This window comes from Phenylobacterium montanum, assembly GCF_018135625.1.
In the GTDB taxonomy this organism is placed as follows: domain Bacteria; phylum Pseudomonadota; class Alphaproteobacteria; order Caulobacterales; family Caulobacteraceae; genus Poindextera; species Poindextera montana.
In genome coordinates, this window is record NZ_CP073078.1 from 5,247,427 (window position 1) to 5,270,274 (window position 22,848).

The window sequence follows — 22,848 nt, forward strand, 5'->3', positions numbered from 1 at the left end:
CGGAGCGCGATCGGTAACCCATGATCGGTGCCGAAAAGTGCCCTATTTTCGATCTATCGGCTGGAGCGGAGTTTCGCGGTTGGCGGGCTGGCAGCGAGGGGTGTCGGCGATCGTGGCCGTCTCTGACAGCCTTCAAGGTTCGTCCGGGCCGAACACCATTCGTCACCTTGGTGTCGGACCCCTCCGCGGCCAAAGGGCCGGCGTGAGCCGCCACAGCTTATGATCCGGATTGAATGGGCGCGGCTTCAATTGACCTATTATATTGCCGCCAATCGCGACGCCCACGGCCGTACCGGCCAAACCCCAAATCCCAATTTGGAATTGGCTTCATATAAATTCCACCCAGGAAATAAGCAAAGAATATTTCGAAGGGCACTAGAAGGCCGCCATTCACAAATTCATACTGAATATATAGCATGAAAAGAATTCCTATAGGCACGTTAGATGAAAACAAAATCATTATAAAGAAGATGGACCAAACGACCGCGACAAATAATCCGTATTCGACGATTAGTTTGGTCGGCGTCCCCCAGCTCGGCGAGCCGTTTGGCTTTCCCTTGATAACAAGGGGGAGGCGTGCGTCGTCGGCCGCGTTGCTCGCGCCAACTCCAAGGAACGAGTCGTGGAAATCCGAAGTCGAGGTCAGCTGCTTCCAAGCAAGCTGGTATGGCCACACGAATCTCTGATTCCCGCTTTGCCCAACTTGGGTGAACTCGCTGGAGCGCCTGGTGTAGTCGTTGAGCGCGCCCTTAGCGAGCGCTGCCCCCAAAATCAGCGGAACAATCAGGACGGCGACCAGGAGCGTGGATATTTTTGTGCGCCAAAGCATGAGTGGAATAACGAGCGCCAGGAGTAGAAATCCCGTTCCGGCGAATGTAAGCAAAAGGGCCGAACCGAGAAACCCCAGGCGAAGCAGATTCTGTCGCGTATAAAATTCCACGACGATTCCCATCGCCATGAACTGTGAGGTGTGGGATGCTTCAAGCATGAAGAAGCCGTTAGGTTTCGTATACGGCGATCCCCAATGCGTGGGTTGAATGTAAACATAGTGGAGAAATTGGAAAGATTCCGGAAGGATCTTGTCGAAATTTGGAATTGGGTGGTGAGCCAAATTAAAAGCCCAGTCCACATAGACCATGAATCCGATGAATAATGTAACATTTACAAATGAGCACATTATCTTGAATATCGCTGGCCGCTCCATCGGGGCGATGAACATGAAGACTGAATAATATACCATCGCCGCAAGAATGGCCGGAATCGAAATCGGTTCCCGAAAATACGTAAACAACTGCTCTGAAACCAAAACAGCGGCGAATATGAAATATCCTATAGCCCGCTTTTTTTCTATGAAAAGTAATTTTCTCCAGAAAAGCATGGCAACACAGGCCACACCCTCGAAGAGGCACAGTTCAATGTTGAACGGTGGGAGTGCAATCTTTTCGGTAAGGACCACAAACCAAATTGAGAAGGTCACCCAGAAGACGATAATCTCCGAATTCGGCGAGATGGGTCCATGTGTATCTGGATCATACTTGTCGAACGCGTGGATGCGCCCAAGGAGTTTGGGGGCGGTCTGTCGGAGAGTGTTCATAGGCGTCCTAGCTCCTCCGGGCACGGCTACCATGAGGGGGTTAACATATCCACGATGTGTTGCGGCCTAGCTTGGCTTTCCATTTCGCCGTGGCGTCGGCTGCGAGGGGCTCGACCCTGTGGGTGTTGGACGCATTGATCGAGGCTGACCGGGCAGCGCCCGGCGACTCGGAATATCGGCATAGAACATTGTCCTTGGCGGCATGCTTCTCGAAATGCTCAGGCCTAGTTGCGTGTTCCGTCAGGCGGTCCTCGCCGTGGCCGGCAGCAGCGCTGAAAACAAGGGTTATGTTGCAGCGCGCTTCGACGACGTCGCCGCTGACAAAGGCAGGTTTGCATGCGGGGCCCACACCAACTGCTTCGCTGCGCCTTGTGGGCTAGCGCGCCTTTTCAATGACAGCCATAAAGCGGCCGATGGTGAAGCTGCAACCCCCACATCGTATCAAGGGATTCGACGGAATCCGCGCAATCGCCGTTTTCGGCGTCTTCCTCATGCATAAGACGGCCCTGGGCGAACGCTACGAGCTAGGCGCATACGGCGTGTGGCTGTTTTTTCTCCTCTCCGGGTTTTTGATCACCTCCCAGCTGGTCGCCGCCCGCGAGCGGGTCGAAGAGGGCGGGGAGAGCTGCTGGTCGGAGCTCGGCGGATTCTGGTGGCGCCGTTCATTCCGAATTTTGCCGCCGTACTACGCCCTGCTGATCGTGCTTGCAGGGCTCTATGCACTTTGGCGTCGCCCGGTCCCGGCCTTGAGTTGGCATTTTCTCTACGCAACCAACTGGTACGCAGAGTTTCATCCGCAGGTCGACCTCGGCACTTGGCAACATTTCTGGTCTCTCGCGATTGAGGAGCAGTTCTATCTCGTCTTCGCTCCGCTCCTGATCCTGACGCCGCGCCGCTGGGCACCTTGGTGGTGCGGCGGACTTATCGCTGCGGGGGTTTTGCGGCGAATCTGGATGGTCGAGGCTGGATGGCCACCGTTCTCGATCTATGTGGACAGCCTTGTGAACATGGCGAGTCTCGCAGTCGGTGGGTTAGGTGGCTTGATTGTCAGGCGACATGCCCTTCGCGGCGAGTGGATCGGGTGGGCCGCGCTTGCAGGTTTCCTCGTGCTGCCCTTTTGCCTGGGGGCCTTGGGATGGTCGAATTCGATCAGCCCGCTGCTGGCATTGGCGTTTGGCCTGATTGCGATCCTCGCCCTGCACGGCAATCAGGCCGGTCCGCTCGCGAACCTTCTGAGCTGGCCGCCGATAGCCTATTTTGGCCGAATTTCGTATGGATTCTATCTTTACGAGAGTTATCCGCCATCACAACTAGCGGCGGGATTGGCGCACCATGGTGGGGTCGCCTCTGAGGTCGAGGGTGCCTTGTTTGCGTTTTTCGCGAGCCTTGCGATTTCGGTCGCGTCGTATGAGCTTTTGGAAATGCCAATCCAGCGCTTGGGGCGTTCGTTGCGGATCGGGCGGGTGACACCAGAGCCTGCTTAGGTTGGATAGTTCGACGCTGGCGTGCTAGCGCTGAGTGGAGGCAAGTAAGGCGGACGATCATGACAATGGCGCGGGCGGGCCAGAGAGACCTCAATCTTCCCGACCCTGCGCCCATGTGGAAATGTCTGCGGCAGGTGAGACCATGAAATTCAGTGCGGTCATCCAGTATCTGCGCGCCGTGGCCGCGATCATGGTGCTCTGCTACCACGTGGTCCTGCACTGGATCCCCGAGCAGAAGCCGCACTACCTGTTCCTGTCCGGCGGGGTCGACATCTTCTTCGTCATCAGCGGCTTCGTCATGTGGAGCCTGACGGCGGGGCGGGAAGGGGGCGCGTGGGATTTCTTCAGCCGCCGGCTGAAGCGAATCGTGCCGCTCTACTGGCTGATGACCACCGCCATGCTGGTGGTGCTGGTGGTGCTGCCGGGCGCGACCCTGACCTCAAAGTTCGACCTGGGCCACGTCGTCTCGTCCTACCTATTCATCCCCGCGATCCACCCGGTCAAGGGCACGTTCGAGCCCCTGCTGTTCCCGGGCTGGACCCTGAACTACGAGATGTTCTTCTACGTCCTCATCACCCTGGCGCTCCTGGGGCCGATGCGTTTTCGCCTGGCGCTGATCCTGATTCCCCTGGCCGGGCTGACGGCCATGGGCCTGATCCCGCATTCCGACAGGTCGCTGGTCGCCTTCTACAGCAATAGCCTGTTGGCCGAGTTCGGCATGGGCTGCGTGCTGGGCGCCCTGCTGGAGAAGGACCTGGCCGAGCGCGCGCCCCCCTGGGCGGGCGTGGCCATGATCGGCCTGGCGATCGCCGCCTTCTTCGGCCTGGCCCAGGTTCCTGGCCTGGCCCGCGGCTTCGCCTGGGGCGTGCCCGCGGCGCTGTTCGTCAGCGGCTGGGTGTTCAACGAGCGCGCCCGCGGCACGGCGCGCTGGCCTCTGGTGCAGCTGCTGGGCGACGCCTCCTACGCCATCTACCTCAGCCACGTGATCGTGCTGTCGGCGCTGTTCCAGATCGCCCACCGCTTCGTCAGATCGGTCCCGGCCGAGATCGGGGCGTCGGTGGTCATCACCCTGACCTGCATCACCGTCGGCGTCGGGGTCTACTGGTTCGTGGAAAAGCCGATCATCAACTGGTTCAAGACGCCCCGGCTGAAGCCGGCCGTCGCCGCCGCGGAATAGCGGCTTCACTCCATGCGGGCATAGCGCGCGCCCACCGCGGCCACCGCTCCGACCAGCATCACAATCGTAAAAATCATCCCCGTCACGGCTCGACTCGCTGATGTACGCCCCCAATCAGGGACATCGGGCCTGACCGGCTGCGCGTCCAGAGGGTAGATCAAAGATGTTCACCAAAATGGGCCGCCGCCTCATCGGCTGGGCGGCCATCGCAGGCGGCTGCCTGATCGCCGGCGCCGCGGCGGCTCAACCGCTCGCCTGGGCGCCGCCGGTCCTGATCGACCCGCTGACCGTGGTCGTCCGGCCGGGCGACTTCACGGCCTCATGCCAGGGGCGGGACTGCCGCCTGGTCTGGCCCCCGGGCCGCCACGTCGGGGCGGTGCGGATCTTCAACGCCCGCAACCTGGTCTCGATCGGCGGCTGGACCAGCGTGCCCCAACCGGCAGACCATTCCAACGCCCCGCCCAGCCGCATCCTCGAGGTCTCCGGCGCCACCGGCGTGGTGCATATCGAGGGCCTCTTGGGCGACGCCTCGGCGGGCGGCATGTCCGACGGCCTCGACTTCAACGCGCCCAAGGCGGTGGTCCAGATCGAAAACGTCCGCATCGACGGCGTCTTCGGCTTCTATGACCAGTTCCACGCCGACTGCATCCAGCCGTTCGGCGGGGTCAAGGCGCTGCGGGTCGATCGCTTCACCTGCAGGACCGGCTACCAGGGCCTGTCGATCTGGCCCGTCTCCACTTCGCCCGCCGGCTGGAGCGTCGACCTGCGCCACGTCGACATCACCGCCATCGGCCCGGTCATCCATGGCGCCCACAACGACGGCGGCTATCTCTATTGGCCGTGCCGCGCCGCCGACTGCGCCAACGTGGCCCGAACCAGCCTGTCCGAGGTCTATCTGCAGCCCAGGCCGGGCATGGCCGCAGCCAGCACGGTCTGGACCGGCGGCCTGGTCCAGCCGATGGCCGGCGCGATCGGCTTCTCCCGCCTGCCGATCGACGGCCACGTCACGATTGGCGCGCCGCCGAACGGCGACTTCGTGCCGCCCGGCGTCGCCGGACCCGCCTATCGCTCGCCCGGCTATGCGCCGGCGGCCAACTGAAGGGGAGGGCGAGATGATCGATCAGGCTCCCGCCGCCGCTACGACCCGCCCCGGCTTCTGGCTCTCGCTGCTGTCCGGCCGCGACAATCGCTCCCCCGCCATCGGCCGCGTGCTGGGCGCTGTGATCGGCCTTCTGCTGGTGATCGACCTTCTGGTCGGCCTGCCCAGCCTGATCGCCGGCGTCTTCCTGCTCCAGGGCGTGCGGCCCGAGGCCTGGTTCGCGCTCCTGGGTGCTTTGACGCCCTATGTCACTGCCCTGGCGCTCGCCATCGGCGGCCTGGTGGGCGGCCTGATCGCCGGCACCGCCTTCACCGAGCCGAAGCCGCCGGCCCAGGGCTGAGTCCTCCCTTTCTTTGCAGCATGAAAGGAGCCGCATCATGGACGATGCGAGCCTTCTGGCGCTCTGCGCCTTTCAGGAAGCGGCGGGCGAGCCCGACGACGGCGTCGCCGCCATCGCCCGCGTGGTGCTGAACCGCATGGCCCGCCGCTACGCCTCGGACGGCGCCATCGCCGGCACGGTGCTGGCGCCCGACCAATTCTCCTGGACCGCCTTTGAGATGGTGGGCGGTCGCTACCGCCGCGTCTGCCACACCCCCGCCGAGGTCGCCGTCCGCGCCGATGGGCTGCTGTCCAAGGCCCAGAATTTCACCAGCCAATGGGCGCGCGTCCAGCGCATCATCCGCGAGGTGCGGGCGGGCGCCTATGTCGGTCCGGAGTACGACCGGCTGACCGACCAGGTGGTGCTCTACCTCAACCCTCGCCTCAGCCAGGCCACCTGGGCCAACCCGGCCCGCCACGTCTGCGACATCGGCCGCCACAGCTTCTATCGGGCCTGACCGCCATGCCTGCCTTCCTGCTTTCGCTGCTGGGCTCGCGCCAGGCCTGGGGCGCGCTCGGCCTCGCCCTGTTGCTGGCCACGGTCGGCGTCCAGACCGCGCGCCTGGCCCACGCCAAGTCCGACCTCGCCGCGGCGCGGGCGGCGGCGCTCGATCCGGCTACGCACCGCGCCTGGCAGGCCGAGGCCAAGGCCGCCGCCGCTGCGCTCGGGACCTGTCAGGCCGGCCTGGCCAGGTTGAGCAGCGCTGTCGAAGACCAGAACGCGGCGCTCTCCGCCCAGAAGGACCAGGACGCCGCCGCCACCGCCGCGGCCCAGGCCGCTCTGGGTCGGGCGCAACAGGCCGTCAAGGCCGCCGGCGTCCGCGCCGCCGCCGTGCTTTCCGCACCAGCCTCCGTCACCGGCTGCAGCGACGCTGACGCCCTGATCCTGAAGAGCCTCGATCCATGATCCGCAAACCCGGCCTGATCGCCGGCGCCGCCATCGCCTTGCTGGCCGGCTGCGCCAGCACGCCCGACGTGGCGCCGCCTTCAGTCATGCATACGGTCGAGGTGCCGACGCCCGTCCGCTGTCGACCAGATCTCGGGCCAGAGCCGGACTACCCCGATACCGATGAGGCCCTGCGCGCTGCGCCAGACCTGTTCTCCCGGGTGCGCCTGCTCCTGGCCGGCCGCATGCTGCGCATCGCGCGTGACCAGCAGAAGACCGCGGCCCTGGCCGCCTGCGCCGGCTAGGCCACCGCCTGGGTGCGGGTGAACCTCAGCCAGGCGATGACGGCCAGGCCCGAGCACAGCAGCGCCATGCCCAGCCACAGCGCTCCGCGCGCATCGGCCTGGCTGACCACGCGCGAGGCGAAGAACGGCCCTAGCGCCGCGCCGAGCAGCTGCACGGCCCCGCTCTGCACCGCCGCCCGCCGCGAGGGATCGGCCTCGATGGTCATCGGCACCAGGAACGGGTTGATGAAGATCGCGGTCAGGCCGGACAGGGCCGTGGCGGCGATGAACAGCCAGGCCGGCGCCGCGAAGCCATAGACCAGATAGACCGCGCCATAGGCGACCACGCCGCCAACGAAGACGACGAAGTACTTCACTCTTCCCGCCGCCACGGTCGCCAAGGCCCCGCCCAGAACCTGCGCCGCCAGGGAGAACGACGTCGCCGTCCGCGCGACCACCGTCGGCAGCCCGGCCTGGATGCAGAACGGCACGAGATAGATGGCCACGGCCGAGGCCGCCGAGACATAGAGCAGGGTGCCAGCTAGGGCGATCCAGCCTCTCGGGGGCGGCGCGCCGGTCTCGCCCTCGACCTTCGGCAGGGGCGGATAACGCGCCGGCAGCCACAGCGAGATCGGGGCGCCCGCCAGGCTGAGAACGCCGATCAGGGCGAAGCCGCCATTGGCGCCCAGCTTCGGCAGCACCCACCCCGCCATGCTTGCGGAAATCGCCAGCTGAGTCGCGGTCAGGGCGGTGAACATCACCCCGGCCCAGCGGTCGGGCGTCTCGGTGCGGGCGATCATGCCGATGGTGATCCACAGCAAGAGGCCTTCAGGCACGCCGCACAGACCTCGCACCGCCATCACCTGCAGGTCGTTGTGCACCAGCAGCACCGCCAGGTTGGTCGCGCACAGGGCGACGGAAGAAACCGCCCCGATCAGCTTCAGCCGGTGCGGCTTCAGCACCGCGCCCGCCACACCGGTGGTGATGGCCATGGTCAGGGCCTCGGTCATGGCCGATAGCCCGATCCCTCTTGCGCTCAGTCTGTGCTCCTCGGCCAGGGCGCCCAGCAGCACCGCCAACAGGCCTGAGATCAGCAGCGACACCACGCCGAAAGCGATGGCCGCGCTCGCCTGGGGCGGCGTCAATGGCGGGCCGAACGCCTCGTGCACCACATGCTCAGCCGCCGGCGTTTGTGTCATGGACCTATTCATCGCACGCCAGCCTATCCGAACCAGATTTGCAATCTAGCTTGCCCTTGGCGCAGGAGGCCCTTCCATGCCGCCCACCGACTGGATCACCGCCGGCGCCGCCAGCGGCATGTTCGTGCTGTCTCTCGGGGCGGTGGCGATCACCCAGGGCGCCCATCGCGCCCGCACCGAGGCGCTGGAAAGCGACGTGCGTGCGCTGGACGAACGGCTGACTGCGCTTGAAGCTCTGAAGATCGCGGTCGAAGGCCTCAGCCGCGGCATCGAGCACCTTGCGGACCGGCTGGCCGACAGCCAGAAACTCAGCGCCGCGGAACTTGCCCGCATGGCCGACCAGATCGCCGCCGGCCAGCGCCTGATCGACGCCCGCTTCGACGCCATGAAGGAACTCAGCGCGCGGGAACTCGACGAGGTCAAGCACGGGGTGCGCAACATCCGTCAGGTGCTGGAGCGAGATGGGCGGGCGGCCTGATCGGGCGAATGCGCCTCGCCCGGCCCGCAAGGCCAGTTGGTCCATGTCGCCCCGTCGCCGCTCCCAAAGGTTTTCCTCAGTGGGGGCCGACAGGGCCTGGGGTCAAATGACGAATGATTAACCTCAGCCGGCCTCAACCGACTGGCGGCTCCACCGTCCGCGCCGGGCTTCGCGCCGGCGCCGGATCGTATTCGTCAGGAATGATGCGCGATGCGATGACGAACGCGGCCATCAGGACTACAGCGGACGCTACAACGGTCACCAGGGACTCGATCATCGGACTCTCCGATCTTCGCCAGCTTGACCGGGCCAAGGTTCGTCGCCGGCGGCGGCGCGTCCATCAGGTTCACCTGACAGGTGATGGATTCGCTCCGAGTGAGCCCCGCTCGGGCGCCCGGCGCCCAACAAGCGGGCTCGCCGGTCGACCCGCCCGAATTTCGAGGCTAGCCTTTCGGTCAACGAAAACGGCGCACGACCTTCGGAGGGGAAATCCATGGACGAACTCGATCGCTACGACGCCCTGGGCCTCGGGGAACTCGTCGCCGGCCGCGAAGTACAGCCGGCCGAACTGCTGGATCGCGCCATCGCCCGGGTCGAGGCCGTCAATCCAGCCATCAACGCCGTGGTGCTCAAGCACTATGACGAGGCGAGGGCCCAGCTCGCCTCTGAGCCGCCTTCCGGCCCATTCGCCGGCGTGCCCTTCCTGCTCAAGGACCTGAATGTCGGCCTCGCCGGCACGGTCACCACCGAGGGATGCCGCGCCTTCGCCGATCATGTCTCGCCGGCCGACACGACCCTGGTGCGCCGCGCCAAGGCCGCCGGCCTCGTGGTTTTCGGCAAGACCGCCAGCCCCGAATTCGGCCTGACCACCACCACCGAAAGCCGGCTCTGGGGCCAGACGCGCAATCCCTGGAACCTCGACCGAATCGCCGGCGGCTCGTCCGGTGGCGCAGCAGCGTCTGTGGCCGCTCGCATCTCGCCGATCGCCCACGCCTCTGATGGTGGCGGCTCGATTCGCATTCCGGCCGCCTGCTGCGGCCTGTTCGGCCTCAAGCCCTCACGAGGGCGTGTTGCGACGGGACCTGGCGCCGGGATCGGCTGGAACGGGCTCTCCTGCCAGCACGCTGTCTCGATCAGCGTGCGCGATTCCGCCGCCCTGCTCGACGCCCTGGCTGGGCCGGAGATTGGCGACAGCATCATCGCCCCACAGACCGGCCCGTATCGCGAGGCCGCTGGTCGCGAGCCGGCCCGGCTGCGGATCGCCCTTGTCGAAGCCCCGGCCAGCGGCGCGGCCGTGCATTCCGATTGCCGCGAGGCCCTGCTGGATGCGGCTAGGCTTTGCGAAAGCCTGGGCCATGAGGTCGAACCCTTGGCCCTGGACCTTGACGCCGGCGCGCTGGGCGAGGCCATGACCGCCAGCATCGCGGTCGATATCGCGGCTCGCCTCGACGCCTGCGCCCAGGCTCGCGGCCGGCCGATCACCGAAGATGACGTGGAGGCGGTGACTTGGCGATTCGCCGAACGCGGCCGCACCGTCACGGGCCCGGACTACGTCGCCGCCCGGCGAACCTTCGACATGGCGGCCGCCCGCTACGCCGCCCGCTATGCCGACTACGACGTGGTGCTCTCGCCGGTTCTCGCCGCCCCGCCGGTCAGGCTGGGAGAATTGAGGCTCGATCAGGACATCGGCGCCTATGCCCGCGCCATTGGCGCGTTCAGCCCTTATACGGCCCTGCACAACCAGATCGGCGCGCCGGCCATGTCGGTTCCGCTCTTTTGGAACGCCGAGGGCCTGCCGATCGGGGTGATGTTCGCCGCGCCCTTCGGCCGGGAGGACCTGCTGTACAGCCTCGCCGGCCAACTGGAAGGCGCGCGCCCCTGGTCGGGCCGGCTGCCGCCGACGGTCGCCTAGATCACGATGAATTCGGATCGAAACGATCCGAATTCATAAGACGTGATCGATTCTAAAAGTTGAGAGCGGGATGCGAGCGGAAAACCGCTTCGCACTTTTCCTCATCCCGCTCTAGGCCTTGGCCTTGCGCGGGGTCGGGCGCCAGTTCAGGCCTTCGCGATTGTGCACCCAGCGGCCCACGCGGCGGTAATCATCGTCACCCGCCGCGCCGATCGGCAGCAGCTCGGTCAACGCCGCCTCGACATAGGCGAAGTTGGCGCCGCGATTGCGCTTGACGAACTGCAGCGCCTCGTCCTTGGCCCAATCAATGGCCACGGCGTCGTCCGCCAGCCGCAACCTCAAGGGCGGCAGGCGGTTGTCGTCGAGCGCGTTCAGCCGGTTCTTGGACGGCGCGTGCCTGAGGTCGAGCTGGTAGGTCTTCATCGTCGAATCCGCCGCGGCCCGTTCAGGCCTGAAACTGCTTTGTAAGGCGCCGCCGATTGGCGCGCACCCGGTGGCGATAGAGGGTCAGGGCGCGCGAGGAGGCGCGGTGCGGCCGGCCCACCAGGGCGTGGCTGAGAAAGTCGGTCTGCGCGTCCATGGCCGCCAGGGCTTTCTCCGAGACCATCCGCTCGGCCTCGGCGAAGGCGGACGGGCCGCCGAAGGTCAGCTTCAGAAGGCGCAGGCTGATCACGGTCTGCGCCTCCACGCCGAGCTGCATGGCTTTGAAAGGCAGTTCCAGCCAGCTGTTGGTGGTTACACCCACGATGACGCCCCATTTGCGATCCCGAAGGCGCTATGTTGCGCCGCAGCATCGCGAAATCAACCTTTGACGCCGGCCCGGAGCAATCCGCGCCGGCGTTGTTTCGTATCTGGGCCTTGCCTAGGGCATTGGCTTGGGACCTCTCCGGCGGCGCATTCTGTTACAAGTTTCCGATCCGCCCCCTTCGGTTCGACCGGAGTGAAGCGGCTAGGAGGAAGCATGGAACCGGAAGCGCTGCTCGACGGGCCAGTCTCGATCAAGCCAGGACAGGCGACGATCGGCGCCGAAATAACCGGCCTCGATCTGACACGGCCGCTCGTGCCGGCCGTGGCCGAGGCGGTGCGCCGGGCGTTTGCGAATTTTGCGGTGGTCTGGTTCCCCGACCAGCCGCTGGATCACGACCAGCTGGAGGCGGCGACGCGGATCTTCGGCGATTTCGGCGTCGACCCCTACGTCGCGCCGCTGGCCGAGCGGCCGCACATCCTGGAGGTCCGGCGCGAGGCGAAGGAGACCTCCAGCCCGTTCGGCGCCGCCTGGCATTCGGACTGGAGCTTTCAGGAGCGTCCGCCCGCCGCGACCCTGTTGCACGCCAAGATCGTCCCACCCCAAGGCGGCGACACGCTCTATGCCGACGGCTATGCGGCCTATGAAGCTCTGAGTCCCGACGTCCGGGGGCGCCTGGCCGGCCTGCGCGGCGTGCACTCTGCCTCCCGTCCCTATGGGCCCCAGGGCGCCTATGCGCGCGAGACCCAGTCGCGCAGCATGACGATCCTTTCGAGCCCCGAGGCCGAGAAGACCTGGTCGCACCCGATCGTACGCACGCACCCGTCCACGGGCCGAAAGGCCCTGTTCGTCAATCCGGTCTACACCGTGGGCGTCGAGGGCATGGAGCCGGCGCAAGCCGACCCCTTGCTGGCCTTCCTGTTCAAACACATGACGCAGGACGCCTTCGTCTATCGCCACAGCTGGCGGCCGAACATGCTGACCATCTGGGACAATCGCTGCCTGATGCACCATGCGACCGGCGGCTATGACGGCCACGAGCGGGTCATGCACCGGACGACGGTGGCGGGCGAAGTCCCGGTCTGAGCTATGCTTCTGCGATGCCCAATGCCGACAGCATGGACCGGCGATCGGGGCCGAGCGGCGGCGGGTAGAGGTGGGCGTTGCGCTTTTTGCCCCGCGCCCAGGACCCTACCACCTTGGCCATGTGCCGGGGCCGCTTCATCCAGGCGCCAGGCGGGTCGATCATGTGGAAGTCGCGCATGGCGGCGCGCAGCAGATGGATGTCCGATCGCACCGCAATCCGCACCCCGTCGTCTATAAAGCTCTGGCGAAGGCGCTGCTGCAAGGTGGGGGCGAAGTCCGGGTCGCGCGCCCGAAGCGCCCGCCGGACCGCCGCGCGGTCCTGGCTGCGCATGTCATCGTAGTAGACGGTGAGCTCGTCGCGCACGCGGGTGTCGTAGAGGCGCGCCCGCACGCCGGGATCTGTGGCCTGTTCCAGCACGCCGGCCAGGATCTGCGCCTCGACTGCGGCGAAGGAGCAGCCGCGGCCATAGAGCGGGTTGGTGCGCACGAGGCTGTCGCCGACGGCGAAGAAGCCCAGGGTCGCGCGCCCCTCGGAGCTGACAAAGCTGCGCCAGCGGCTCTTCAGGTCTCCCATGCCGAACACCTTGCTGATCGGCTCGGCGTTTTCCGCATCGGCCCAAGGGGCCAGGCCCGGAAGCAGGCCGCAGACCTTGTCGAACACCTCCGGCCGCACGATCGCCTGGCGGATGCCGGTTTCGACCTCCGGTACGGCCAGGGTGATGGAGAAGCAGCCGTTGTCGCCCGGAAACAGGCCGTACTTGATGAAGGCGAGGTCGCCCGTGCCCGGCGCCTTGCTCTGCGGCTCGGGCCGGTCGGGAAGGCGGCGATAGTGGCGGGTGTAATAGAGAATGCCGCAGTCCTCGGCCTCCTCGCCGACCGCGGCGCCGGCCTCCTGCAACTGCTCGAAGGCCTGCGAGTTGCGGCCAGCGGCGTCGATGGTCACCGCTGCGCGCCACTCGTGGGCCTCGCCCCCGACTTCGCCTTTGACGCCCGCCACTCGGAACTGCCCGGCCTCCATCGGCTCCAGCAAAAGGCCGCGTACGAAAACGTCGGACACCACCGACACGCCCGGTAGCTGCTCGACATAGCGGCGCATGACCAACTCCAGCGTGGTGCGCCGGCTGGTCAGCACCGCCATGTCCTGATCGCCCGGCTCTGGGGCGTAGGCCGCCTTCAGCGCGTCCGGCAGCATGTCGGCGAAGCGGATCTCGCGGCAGCCGGCAGCCAGCAATTGCTCCAGCAGGGCGGGGTGATGATCCTTGATGATCGTGCGTAGCCGGGCCAGGAAGGCGTGGCTGTGCCGCAGATGACCGACCCCGCGGCGGCTCCAGTCGAAAAAGGCGTGGTCCGGGTCGCTGGACGGCGGCGCCGCGTCCCGCTCCAGAAGCACCAGTCGATGGCCGTGCGGAGCAAGGGCCAGGGCTGTGTTCAGACCGGCGATCCCTGCGCCGATCACCAGAATGTCCTCGGACATGCGACCTCCGGGCGAGGGCGCCGCTCGCCGGCGCCTATTTTCCTACAGCCTAGGCTGGGCTTGCCATGCGCGCCACAACCTTCCGTACCGGTAACCCAGCCATTTGGCGGTGTTCGGCAAGGATTGTCCTCGTCATCGCGGCTGAATTGGGGACGGAGCGCCGGCGGCCGGTATTGAATTGCCAAATTTCCGCCCCAATCTGGAAACGCAAGGCCGCTAAGGCTGGCGTCACAAACGATCGAGGCTCGTCGCGGCCTTGCGAGGCGCTTCCGATGCGTCTAGCCCGCCTGCATGGACGCCTCGCAGAAGTCCTTTTAAAGAAAGCTGCATGCTAAGACTCTCCCCCCTGGCCGTCATCGTGGCCGTCTCCTTGATGGTCTCGGCCTGCGGGGGAAAGAAGAACGATCACGGTGTTCAACCGCTCGACGTGACCGTGGCCAATCCGCTTTCACGCAATGTGGTCGAATGGGACGACTTCGTCGGCCAGTTCATCGCCGTGGACTCGGTCGATGTCCGCCCGCGAGTCTCCGGCTATTTGCAGGAGGTCGCCTTCAAGGACGGCCAGACCGTACGCAAGGGGCAGCTTCTGTTCGTGATCGACCCGCGGCCCTACCAGGCGGCGCTCGACCAGGCCAAGGGGCAGGCCGCCCATGCCCAGGCCGCGATGGCCAACGCCAAGACCGAACTCGACCGTGGCAAGAAGCTCTTAGACGCCAAGGCGATCAGCGAGCAGGCCTATGACACCCTGGTGGCCACGGATCGCCAGGCCCAGGCGGACCTGGTCGCTGCGGAGGCCGCGGTGCGGACCGCCGCCCTCAATCTCGAATTCACCCGGGTCACCGCTCCGCTCGGCGGCCGAATCTCTGACCGGCGGGTCGCGCCCGGCAATCTGGTCGCCGCCGACACCACCGTCCTGACCAACATCGTCGACCTGAACCCGATCCGCTTCTCCTTCACCGGCTCAGAGGCGCTCTATCTCAAATACTCCCGCGCCAACGAGGCAGGGACGCGGACGTCTTCGCGCGACGCCGCCAATCCGGTGGAAATCCGGCTGCAGGATGAGCCGAACTATCGCTGGAAGGGGCATATGGAGTTCGTCGACAACGCGCTCGACAACAGCTCCGGCACCATCCGCGGCCGCGCGGTGGTCGACAATCCCGACGGCTTTTTGACCCCTGGCATGTTCGGGCACATGCGCCTGCTGGGTTCGGGCGCCTACAACGCCCTTCTGTTGCCCGACCAGGCCGTAGTCACCGACCAAACGCGCCAAGTGATCTATGTGGTCGATGGCGGCGGGGTGGTCAGCCAGCGCCCGGTCGAGCTCGGCCCCCTGTCCGGCGGACTGCGCGTGATCAAGTCCGGTGTGGGGCCGAACGATCGGGTGATCATCGACGGCATGCAGCGCGCCCGCCCGGGGCAGAAGGTCAACGCCAAGCCGGGCTCGATCCCGGTTTCGGCGTCCGCCAGCGGCCAGGGCGGATTGATCACGCCCCCGGCCGGATCGGCGACCATCGTCGATGCGGGTCGCTGACCCCAGATGAAGCTGTCGCACTTCTTCATCGAGCGGCCGGTGTTCGCGGCCGTGGTGGCGATCCTGATCACCCTGGTCGGCGCCATCGCCTACCCGTCTTTGCCGGTGGCGCAGTACCCCAATATCGCCCCGCCGACGGTGGTGGTCAGCGCCACCTATCCCGGCGCCTCGGCCGAGACCCTGGCCGACGCCGTGGCCACGCCGATCGAGGAGCAGATCAACGGGGTCGAGGACATGCTCTACATGTCCTCGCAGTCCACCGGCGACGGCCACGTCAACATCACCGTCACCTTTAAGCTGGGCACCGATCCCAACAACGCCCAGGTGCTGGTCGAAAACCGGGTGGCCACCGCCACGCCGCACCTGCCGGCCGAGGTGGTCGCTTCGGGCGTCACCGTGCGCAAAGCCTCGACCGATTTCCTGCTGGCGGTGCACATGTACTCGCCGGACGGGTCGCTGGATCAGCAATACATCGCCAACTATGTCGGCCTGCACATCCGCGACGCCCTGCTGCGGGTGCCGGGCGTGGGCGACATCGGCAGCCGGGCCGCCCGCGACTATTCGATGCGCATCTGGATCGATCCCGACCGGGCGGCGGCGCGCAACTTGACGGTCGACGACGTGGTCGCAGCCCTGCGAAGCCACAACGTCCAGGTCGCCGCCGGCGCCATCGGCGCCCCGCCGCTCAATCGGGAAGGCAGCGCCTATCAGCTGAACGTCGAGACCCTGGGGCGGCTGATGACCCCGCAGCAGTTCGGCGACATCGTCATCAAGTCCGATCTCCTGGGCCGGGTGACCAAGGTCACCGACGTGGCCCGCATCGAGCTGGGCGCCGCGGACTACACCACCAACGCCTACATGAACAAATACAACGCCGTGGCGCTCGGCATCCTGCAGCAGCCCGGCACCAACGCGCTGCAGACGGCCGACGCCATCGTGGCGCAGATGAACACCCTCAAACGCGATTTCCCGCCGGGGCTGGACTACAAGATCATCTACAATCCAACCGACTACGTGCGCGCGTCGATCGACGAGGTCGAAAAGACCCTGTTCGAGGCCCTGGCGCTGGTGGTCGTCGTGGTGATGATCTTCCTGCAGAGCTGGCGCGCGGCGGTGATCCCGATCATCGCCATCCCGGTCTCGCTGATTGGCACCTTTGCGGTGATGGGCGCTTTCGGGTTTTCGTTGAACACGCTGTCGCTGTTTGGCCTGGTCCTGGCCATCGGCATCGTGGTCGACGACGCCATCGTCGTGGTGGAGAACGTGGAGCGCCTGCTGCACCTGGGGATGACCCCGCGCGAGGCTGCGCACCAGACCATGGACGAGGTCGGTGGGGCCCTGGTCGCCATCGCCCTGGTGCTGACCGCCGTGTTCGTGCCGACGGCCTTCATCAGCGGCATTTCCGGGCAGTTCTACAAGCAGTTCGCTCTGACCATCGCAACGGCGACCGTGTTTTCTCTGATCATCTCGCTGACCCTGTCGCCGGCCCTGGCGGCCCTGATCATGAAGCCGCACGCCGCCCCCAAGGCGGGCGTCAAGCTGGGGCTGCTGACCCGCTTCGGCCAGAAGTTCAACGCGGGCTTCGACGCCCTCAGCGGTCGCTATTCCCGTCTCGTTCGCCGGCTGGTGCGGCTCGTGGCGGTGATGCTGCTGCTCTATGCCGGGCTGCTGGGCCTGACCGGCTGGCGCCTGACCGCCACGCCGACCGGCTTCATTCCGACCCAGGACCAGGGTCAGCTTCTGGTGGCGGTCAATCTGCCGCCCGGGGCTTCGCTCGGCCGCACGGACGCCATCATGCACCAGGTGCGCGACATCCTGCTCGGCACCCCGGGAGTCGAGGCCGCCTCAATCTATGCCGGCGTCGACGCCACCAGCGGCACGACCTCGTCGGACTCCGGCCAGATCTACTTGATGCTGAAGCCGTTCCCGGAGCGCTATCGAAAGCACCAGGAAACGCCGAAAGTGATGGCCGAGCTGAAGAAGCGGCTCAGCGTGATCAACGGCGCCGAAATCAAGCTGATCGTGCCCCCGTCGGTGCGCGGCATCGGCACCACCGGCGGCTTCAAGCTGATCGTCGAGGACCAGGGCGGGCACAGCTATCAGCAGCTCGAGGCCACGACCCGGGACCTTGCCGAAGCGACCAAGAGCGAGCCGGCGATCGGCTCGGCCTTCGTCACCTTCAACACCCGCACCCCGCGGATGTATGCCGACATCGACCGCACCAAGGCCGAGATGCTGGGCGTGCCCGACGCCAGCATCTTCGACACGCTGCAGACCTATCTCGGCTCGACCTACATCAACGACTTCAACCTGTTCGGCCACACCTTCCAGGTGCTGGCCCAGGCCGACGCCCCCTATCGCAACGACATCTCGCGGCTGCCGGAGTTGCAGACCCGCTCGAACACGGGCGCCATGGTGCCGCTGGGCTCGGTGGTTAATCTGAAGCCGATCACGGGCCCCTACCGGGTGCTGCGCTACAACCTGTTCCCGGCCGCCGAGATCAACGGCGACGCCGCGCCCGGCTATTCCAGCGGCCAGGCCATGGCGGCGATGGAACGGCTGGCGCGCGAGCGGCTTCCGGCCGGCTACAACGTCGAATGGACCGAGCTGGCCTACCAGCAGAAGCTGGCCGGCAACACCGGCGGGGTGGTGTTCGTACTGGCGGTCGTGTTCGTCTTCCTCCTGCTTGCGGCGCTTTATGAGAGTGTGACCCTGCCGCTGGCGGTGATCCTGATCGTGCCCATGTGCCTCTTGGCCGCCATGCTCGGCGTGAACCTGCGCGGCATGGACAACAACATCCTGACCCAGATCGGCCTGGTCGTGCTGATCGGCCTCGCCGCCAAGAACGCCATCCTGATCGTCGAGTTCGCCCGCCAGGGCGAGCTGGAGCATGGCCTGGAGTCCCACGACGCCGCCGTCGAGGCCGGGCGCACGCGCCTGCGGCCGATCCTGATGACCTCGGCCGCCTTCATCCTGGGCGTGTTCCCGCTGGCCTTCGCCACCGGCGCCGGGGCTGAGATGCGCCAGGCCCTGGGGGTGGCGGTGTTCTTCGGCATGATCGGGGTGACGGTGTTCGGCCTGATGTTCACGCCGGTGTTCTATGTCGCCTGCCGGTGGATCTCGCACCGCTTGCCGCAGCCGCCGCGCAAGCGGCCGGCGGTGCCCACGACCAGCGGCACGCCGCACGAGACCGAATTGGCCGAGGAGGGTTGAGCGCGATGAGGCGTCCGCTTTTCCTCCTGCTCGCCGCCGCCGGACTGGCCGGCTGCGCCGTCGGGCCGCGCTATGCGACGCCGCAGACGCCGGCGCCCGCCGCCGGGTCGTTCTCCTCGGCGCCAGCCGTCGTGACCTCGGGCGATGCGACCTCGCCGACCTGGTGGCGGCTCTACCAGGACCCGGTGCTGGACCGCCTGGTCGAACAGGCCCTGGCCGAGAACCTCGACCTCAAGGTCGCGGCCGCCAATCTCGACTACGCCGAAGGCCTGGTCAGCGAGACCCGCAGCAACCTTCTGCCCAGCACGACCCTCGACGCCGGCGCCGCCTATGGACGAAGCGCCGCCGCCAACCAGGCGGCCATCGCCGCCGGCAAGTCACATGCCAAGGCGGGCTGGGGCTATTCCACCGGCTTCAGCGCCGCCTATCAGGTCGATCTGTTCGGCCAGGTCCGCCGTGCGATCGAGGCCGCCCGGGCCAATGCCGGCGCCGCCCAGGCGGCGGAGGACGCGGTGCGCGTGACTGTCGCCGCCGAAGCCACCTCGGCCTACGCCCAGGCCTGCGGCTTTGCGGCCCAGGCGGCGGTGGCGCGCCGGTCGCTGGCGGCGGCGCAGGAAACCTTCGACATCTCCCGCCGCCAGCGGGAGGCCGGCGCCATATCCGACTTCGATCTCGCCCGCGCCGAGGCGGCGCTGGAGCAGGCGAGGGCGGCGATTGCGCCCTTGGATGGGCAGAGGCGCACGGCGCTGCTTGAGCTGGCGGCGCTCCTCGGCAAGACCCCCTCCGAGATCCCCGCCGAGGCTGCGGCCTGCGTTGCGCCCCCGCAGCTCGCCCAACCCCTGCCCACCGGCGATGGCGCGACCCTCTTGCGTCGGCGACCGGACGTGCGCCAGGCCGAGCGGGTGCTCGCCTCCGACACGGCCAGGATCGGCGTCGCGGTGGCGGAATTCTATCCCAGCGTCTCCCTTGGCGGCTCGATCGCCGACGCTGCGGGTTCGGTCGGCGGCCTGCGCAGGCCGGGGTCGATCTCCTATTCGCTGGGGCCGCTGGTAACCTGGTCGTTTCCCAATATCGCCCTGGCGCGGGCCCATGTGATCGAGGCCCGGGCTCAGGCCTCCGGCGCCCTGGCCAGCTTTGACTCCACCGTGTTGCAGGCCCTGAAGGAGACCGAGCAGGCGCTGACCGCCTATGGCGCCGAACTGGACCGTCACGGCGCGCTGAAGGCCGCCGCCGCCAGGAGCGACGAGGCGCTTCGGCTGGCGCGGATCCAGTATGAGGCCGGCACGATCAGCATGCTGGACCTTCTGACCGCCCAGGCGACAGCCCTGGGCGCTGACCAGGCTCTGGCGGCTTCGGACCAGCAACTGGCCCTAGACCAGGTGGCGGTATTCCAGGCCCTTGGCGGCGGCTGGGAGCAGGCGCCCAAGGTCACCGCGTTGAAGGTCGGCTGATGGTCGGAGCAAACCCGGCCCGCCCTGCGCTGGTCTGGTTCCGCCAGGACTTGAGGCTCGCGGACAATCCCGCCCTGGCGGCCGCCGCCGCCAGCGGGCGGCCGATCATTCCCGTCTTCGTGCTGGCGGTGGGCGATACGACACGGCCGCGTGGCGCTGCGTCGCTCTGGTGGCTGGACAAGTCCCTGCGCAAGCTGGCCGAAAGCCTGGAGGCGAAAGGCCTGCGCCTGGTCCTGCGGCTCGGCGATCCTCAGGTGCAGCTATTGAGCCTGGCCCAGGAGGTCGGGGCGGGCCTGGTGGTCTGGAACCGGCTCTACGATCCTGCCGCAGTCGAACGCGACACCGCCATCAAGCGTGACCTGGAAGAGGCGGGCGTGGAGGCGCGCTCGTTCAATGGCGCGCTTCTGAACGAGCCCTGGACCGTGCGCACCGGCGCCGGCGGCCCGTTCAAGGTTTTCACCGCCTATTGGCGGGCCGCAAAGCCGATGGTCGCCGCCGAGCCGGCGCCCGTGATCCCCGACGAGTTGACCGGCCCGCGCGATTGGCCCGCTGGCGACCACCTGGACGACTGGCGGCTGCACCCCACGGCGCCCGACTGGTCGACCGGCTTTTCCGACTGGGCGCCGGGCGAGGCGGGAGCCCTGGCCAGGCTCGAGGACTTTCTGCAGCATGGCCTGAAAGGCTACAGCGAGCGCCGCGACCCGCCAGCCCGCGACGGCGGATCGCGCCTTTCCCCGCATCTGCATTGGGGCGAGATCGGCCCTCGTCAGGTCTGGCGCATGGCCCTGGCGCACGCTGCCAGCCGGCCCGGCCTTGCCGATGACCTGGACAAGTTCCTCAGCGAACTCGGCTGGCGCGAGTTCAATCACCAGTTGCTGTTCAACCTGCCGGATCTGGCAAAGGTCAATGTGCGGCCTGAATTCGACCGCTTCGCCTGGCGCGGCGATCCGGCGGCGCTGGCCGCCTGGCGGCGGGGCCGGACCGGCTATCCCCTGGTCGACGCCGGCATGCGCGAGCTCTGGGCCACCGGCTTCATGCACAACCGCGTGCGCATGGTGGTCGCCTCGTTCCTGGTCAAGCACCTCTTGATCGACTGGCGTGTGGGCGAGGCCTGGTTCTGGGACACCCTGGTCGACGCGGACCTAGCCAACAACGCCGCCAACTGGCAGTGGACCGCCGGCAGCGGCGCCGACGCCGCCCCCTTCTTCCGCATCTTCAATCCCGTAGCCCAGGGCGAGCGGTTCGATCCCGAAGGCGCCTATGTCCGTCGCTGGGTTCCGGAGCTGGCCGGGATGCCTGCCGGCTACATCCACGCGCCCTGGACCGCGCCGGCCGCAGTGCTGGCCCAGGCCGGCATGAGGCTCGGCCGCGACTATCCCCATCCGATTGTCGAACACGCCGAGGCCCGCGCCCGCGCCCTGGCGGCGTTCCAGGACCTGCGAACCGGCGACTGAGTGCGCCTTGCCGCCGGCGCCCAAGCGGGCGCAGCATCATGGCGGTGGACAAGGGCGCCCCACCTTGTGCTATAGCGCGCGAAAATATGTTACCGATTTGCGCGATTGTCGAAGAATGATCCTCGTATCTGCGCAGATCGGAAATCGAATCCCAGGGTCAACGCCGCAATGAAGAACAGCCTGCCTCTCTCGCTGCACATTCCGGAGCCCAAGGTCCGGCCTGGCCAGGAGCCGGACTTCAGCGGCGTCAAGGTGCCGCCGGCAGGGGCCATGCCGCGCCCTGAAATCGACGTCGATCCTTCCTCGATCCACGAGTTGGCCTATGGCCTGGTGCGGGTGCTGGACGACGAGGGCAAGGCGGTCGGGTCCTGGAACCCGAAGCTTGAGCCCCAGGTCCTGCGCGACGGCCTGCGCGCCATGATGTTGACCCGCGCCTATGACGACAGGCTCTACAAGGTCCAGCGCCAGGGCAAGATCAGCTTCTACATCAAGTGCCGCGGCGAGGAGGCGGTGGCGGTGGCCCAGGCCGCGGCCCTGGCGCATGAGGACATGTGCTTTCCGACCTACCGCCAGCAGGGCCTTCTGATTGCGCGCGGCTATCCGCTGTTCGACATGATGTGCCAGATCTACTCCAACGCCGCCGACCCGCTGAAGGGCCGCCAGCTGCCCAGCATGTATTCCAGCAAGGCGTACGGCTTCTTCTCGATCTCCGGCAACCTGGGCACCCAGTTCAGTCAGGCGGTGGGCTGGGCCATGGCCTCGGCCTACAAGGGCGACGACCGGATCGCCGCGGCCTGGATCGGCGACGGCGCCACCGCCGAGGCCGACTTCCACCACGCCCTGACCTTCGCTTCGGTCTACCGGGCGCCGGTGATCCTGAACATCGTCAACAACCAGTGGGCCATTTCGTCCTTCCAGGGCATCGCCGGGGGCGAGCGCACCACCTTCGCCGCCCGCGCCCTGGGCTATGGCCTGCCCGGCCTTCGCGTGGACGGCAACGACTTCCTGGCGGTGCATGCGGCCACCACCTGGGCCGCCGAGCGCGCCCGCGCCAACCTCGGCTCGACGGTGATCGAGCTCTTCACCTACCGGGCCGAGGCGCACTCGACCAGCGACGACCCCGGCCGCTATCGGCCGGCGACGGAGGCCAGCAGCTGGCCGCTCGGCGATCCGATCGAGCGCCTGAAGCGGCACCTGATCGCCATCGGTGAATGGTCGGACGAACAACAAACGGCGCTGCAGGCCGAGGTCGACGAACAGGTGCGCGTCACCCAGCGCGAGGCCGAGGCGCAAGGCCTTCTCAGCGAGGGTTCGGCCCCGCCCATCCGCGAGATGTTCGCCGAGGTCTATGAGGACATGCCCTGGCACCTGCGTGAACAGCTGCAGTCGGTGGAGGGCTGATC

Annotated in this window: 21 protein-coding genes; 15 read left to right on the forward strand and 6 right to left on the reverse strand. The window is 67.0% G+C overall.

Annotated features, from left to right (window positions below):
• Positions 1-217: 217 nt before the first annotated feature.
• Positions 218-1,594: a phage holin family protein gene (locus tag KCG34_RS24000; RefSeq protein ID WP_211938108.1), complete on the reverse strand. Its 1,377-nt coding sequence runs from the start codon at positions 1,592-1,594 to the stop codon at positions 218-220.
• A gap of 413 nt (positions 1,595-2,007) precedes the next feature.
• On the opposite strand from KCG34_RS24000, the gene KCG34_RS24005 reads away from it, so the two are divergent.
• From KCG34_RS24005 to KCG34_RS24035, 7 genes are all read left to right on the forward strand, one after another.
• Entirely contained in the window at positions 2,008-3,078 is a 1,071-nt protein-coding gene (locus KCG34_RS24005; RefSeq protein WP_211938109.1) for an acyltransferase family protein, read from the forward strand.
• A 142-nt stretch (positions 3,079-3,220) separates the two neighbouring features.
• On the forward strand, positions 3,221-4,255 hold the full coding sequence (locus tag KCG34_RS24010) for an acyltransferase family protein (RefSeq protein WP_211938110.1): 1,035 nt from the start codon (positions 3,221-3,223) through the stop codon (positions 4,253-4,255).
• A 175-nt stretch (positions 4,256-4,430) separates the two neighbouring features.
• Positions 4,431-5,354: a hypothetical protein gene (locus KCG34_RS24015; protein ID WP_211938111.1), complete on the forward strand. Its 924-nt coding sequence runs from the start codon at positions 4,431-4,433 to the stop codon at positions 5,352-5,354.
• Positions 5,355-5,367: 13 nt separating this feature from the next.
• Complete coding sequence (locus KCG34_RS24020) at positions 5,368-5,694, forward strand: hypothetical protein (protein WP_211938112.1); 327 nt, start codon at positions 5,368-5,370, stop codon at positions 5,692-5,694.
• Between the two features lie 37 nt (positions 5,695-5,731).
• Positions 5,732-6,190, forward strand: a complete 459-nt coding sequence (locus KCG34_RS24025) for a cell wall hydrolase (protein ID WP_211938113.1) — start codon at positions 5,732-5,734, stop codon at positions 6,188-6,190.
• A gap of 5 nt (positions 6,191-6,195) precedes the next feature.
• Positions 6,196-6,639: a hypothetical protein gene (locus KCG34_RS24030; RefSeq protein ID WP_211938114.1), complete on the forward strand. Its 444-nt coding sequence runs from the start codon at positions 6,196-6,198 to the stop codon at positions 6,637-6,639.
• Positions 6,636-6,923, forward strand: a complete 288-nt coding sequence (locus tag KCG34_RS24035) for a hypothetical protein (RefSeq protein ID WP_211938115.1) — start codon at positions 6,636-6,638, stop codon at positions 6,921-6,923. Before KCG34_RS24030 ends, KCG34_RS24035 begins: the two co-directional genes overlap by 4 nt.
• Here KCG34_RS24035 and KCG34_RS24040 read toward each other — a convergent pair.
• Entirely contained in the window at positions 6,920-8,101 is a 1,182-nt protein-coding gene (locus KCG34_RS24040) for an MFS transporter (protein WP_211938116.1), read from the reverse strand. The two genes, KCG34_RS24035 and KCG34_RS24040, sit on opposite strands and share 4 nt — an antisense overlap.
• A 76-nt stretch (positions 8,102-8,177) precedes the next feature.
• On the opposite strand from KCG34_RS24040, the gene KCG34_RS24045 reads away from it, so the two are divergent.
• Positions 8,178-8,579 (forward strand): hypothetical protein, encoded by a 402-nt coding sequence (locus tag KCG34_RS24045; protein ID WP_211938117.1) that lies wholly within the window; start codon positions 8,178-8,180, stop codon positions 8,577-8,579.
• Between the two features lie 133 nt (positions 8,580-8,712).
• Here the strand turns inward: KCG34_RS24045 and KCG34_RS24050 are convergent, their stop codons facing one another.
• On the reverse strand, positions 8,713-8,856 hold the full coding sequence (locus tag KCG34_RS24050) for a hypothetical protein (RefSeq protein ID WP_211938118.1): 144 nt from the start codon (positions 8,854-8,856) through the stop codon (positions 8,713-8,715).
• A 216-nt stretch (positions 8,857-9,072) separates the two neighbouring features.
• On the opposite strand from KCG34_RS24050, the gene KCG34_RS24055 reads away from it, so the two are divergent.
• On the forward strand, positions 9,073-10,491 hold the full coding sequence (locus KCG34_RS24055) for an amidase (RefSeq protein ID WP_211938119.1): 1,419 nt from the start codon (positions 9,073-9,075) through the stop codon (positions 10,489-10,491).
• A 111-nt stretch (positions 10,492-10,602) separates the two neighbouring features.
• Here the strand turns inward: KCG34_RS24055 and KCG34_RS24060 are convergent, their stop codons facing one another.
• Positions 10,603-10,914, reverse strand: a complete 312-nt coding sequence (locus KCG34_RS24060) for a hypothetical protein (protein WP_211938120.1) — start codon at positions 10,912-10,914, stop codon at positions 10,603-10,605.
• A gap of 22 nt (positions 10,915-10,936) precedes the next feature.
• The gene (locus KCG34_RS24065; RefSeq protein WP_211938121.1) at positions 10,937-11,236 is read right to left on the reverse strand and encodes a hypothetical protein; all 300 of its coding nucleotides are present in this window, start codon (positions 11,234-11,236) and stop codon (positions 10,937-10,939) included.
• A 216-nt stretch (positions 11,237-11,452) separates the two neighbouring features.
• Here KCG34_RS24065 and KCG34_RS24070 point away from each other — a divergent pair, with 216 nt between their 5' ends.
• On the forward strand, positions 11,453-12,322 hold the full coding sequence (locus KCG34_RS24070; RefSeq protein WP_211938122.1) for a TauD/TfdA dioxygenase family protein: 870 nt from the start codon (positions 11,453-11,455) through the stop codon (positions 12,320-12,322).
• A 1-nt stretch (position 12,323) separates the two neighbouring features.
• Here KCG34_RS24070 and KCG34_RS24075 read toward each other — a convergent pair whose 3' ends face one another.
• Entirely contained in the window at positions 12,324-13,796 is a 1,473-nt protein-coding gene (locus KCG34_RS24075; protein WP_211938123.1) for an NAD(P)/FAD-dependent oxidoreductase, read from the reverse strand.
• Between the two features lie 328 nt (positions 13,797-14,124).
• Here KCG34_RS24075 and KCG34_RS24080 point away from each other — a divergent pair, with 328 nt between their 5' ends.
• The 5 genes from KCG34_RS24080 to KCG34_RS24100 all read left to right on the forward strand — a co-directional run bounded on the left by KCG34_RS24080 (position 14,125) and on the right by KCG34_RS24100 (position 22,846).
• On the forward strand, positions 14,125-15,327 hold the full coding sequence (locus tag KCG34_RS24080) for an efflux RND transporter periplasmic adaptor subunit (RefSeq protein ID WP_211938124.1): 1,203 nt from the start codon (positions 14,125-14,127) through the stop codon (positions 15,325-15,327).
• A gap of 6 nt (positions 15,328-15,333) precedes the next feature.
• Positions 15,334-18,540 carry an efflux RND transporter permease subunit gene (locus tag KCG34_RS24085; RefSeq protein ID WP_211938125.1) on the forward strand — a complete coding sequence of 1,069 codons (3,207 nt, stop codon included), beginning with the start codon at positions 15,334-15,336 and terminating at the stop codon, positions 18,538-18,540.
• A gap of 5 nt (positions 18,541-18,545) precedes the next feature.
• Positions 18,546-19,991: an efflux transporter outer membrane subunit gene (locus tag KCG34_RS24090; RefSeq protein WP_211938126.1), complete on the forward strand. Its 1,446-nt coding sequence runs from the start codon at positions 18,546-18,548 to the stop codon at positions 19,989-19,991.
• Complete coding sequence (locus KCG34_RS24095) at positions 19,991-21,445, forward strand: cryptochrome/photolyase family protein (RefSeq protein WP_211938127.1); 1,455 nt, start codon at positions 19,991-19,993, stop codon at positions 21,443-21,445. The genes KCG34_RS24090 and KCG34_RS24095 overlap by 1 nt, the downstream gene beginning before the upstream one ends.
• 168 nt (positions 21,446-21,613) lie before the next feature.
• Complete coding sequence (locus KCG34_RS24100; protein ID WP_211938128.1) at positions 21,614-22,846, forward strand: 3-methyl-2-oxobutanoate dehydrogenase (2-methylpropanoyl-transferring) subunit alpha; 1,233 nt, start codon at positions 21,614-21,616, stop codon at positions 22,844-22,846.
• The last annotated feature ends 2 nt before the right edge of the window (positions 22,847-22,848 follow it).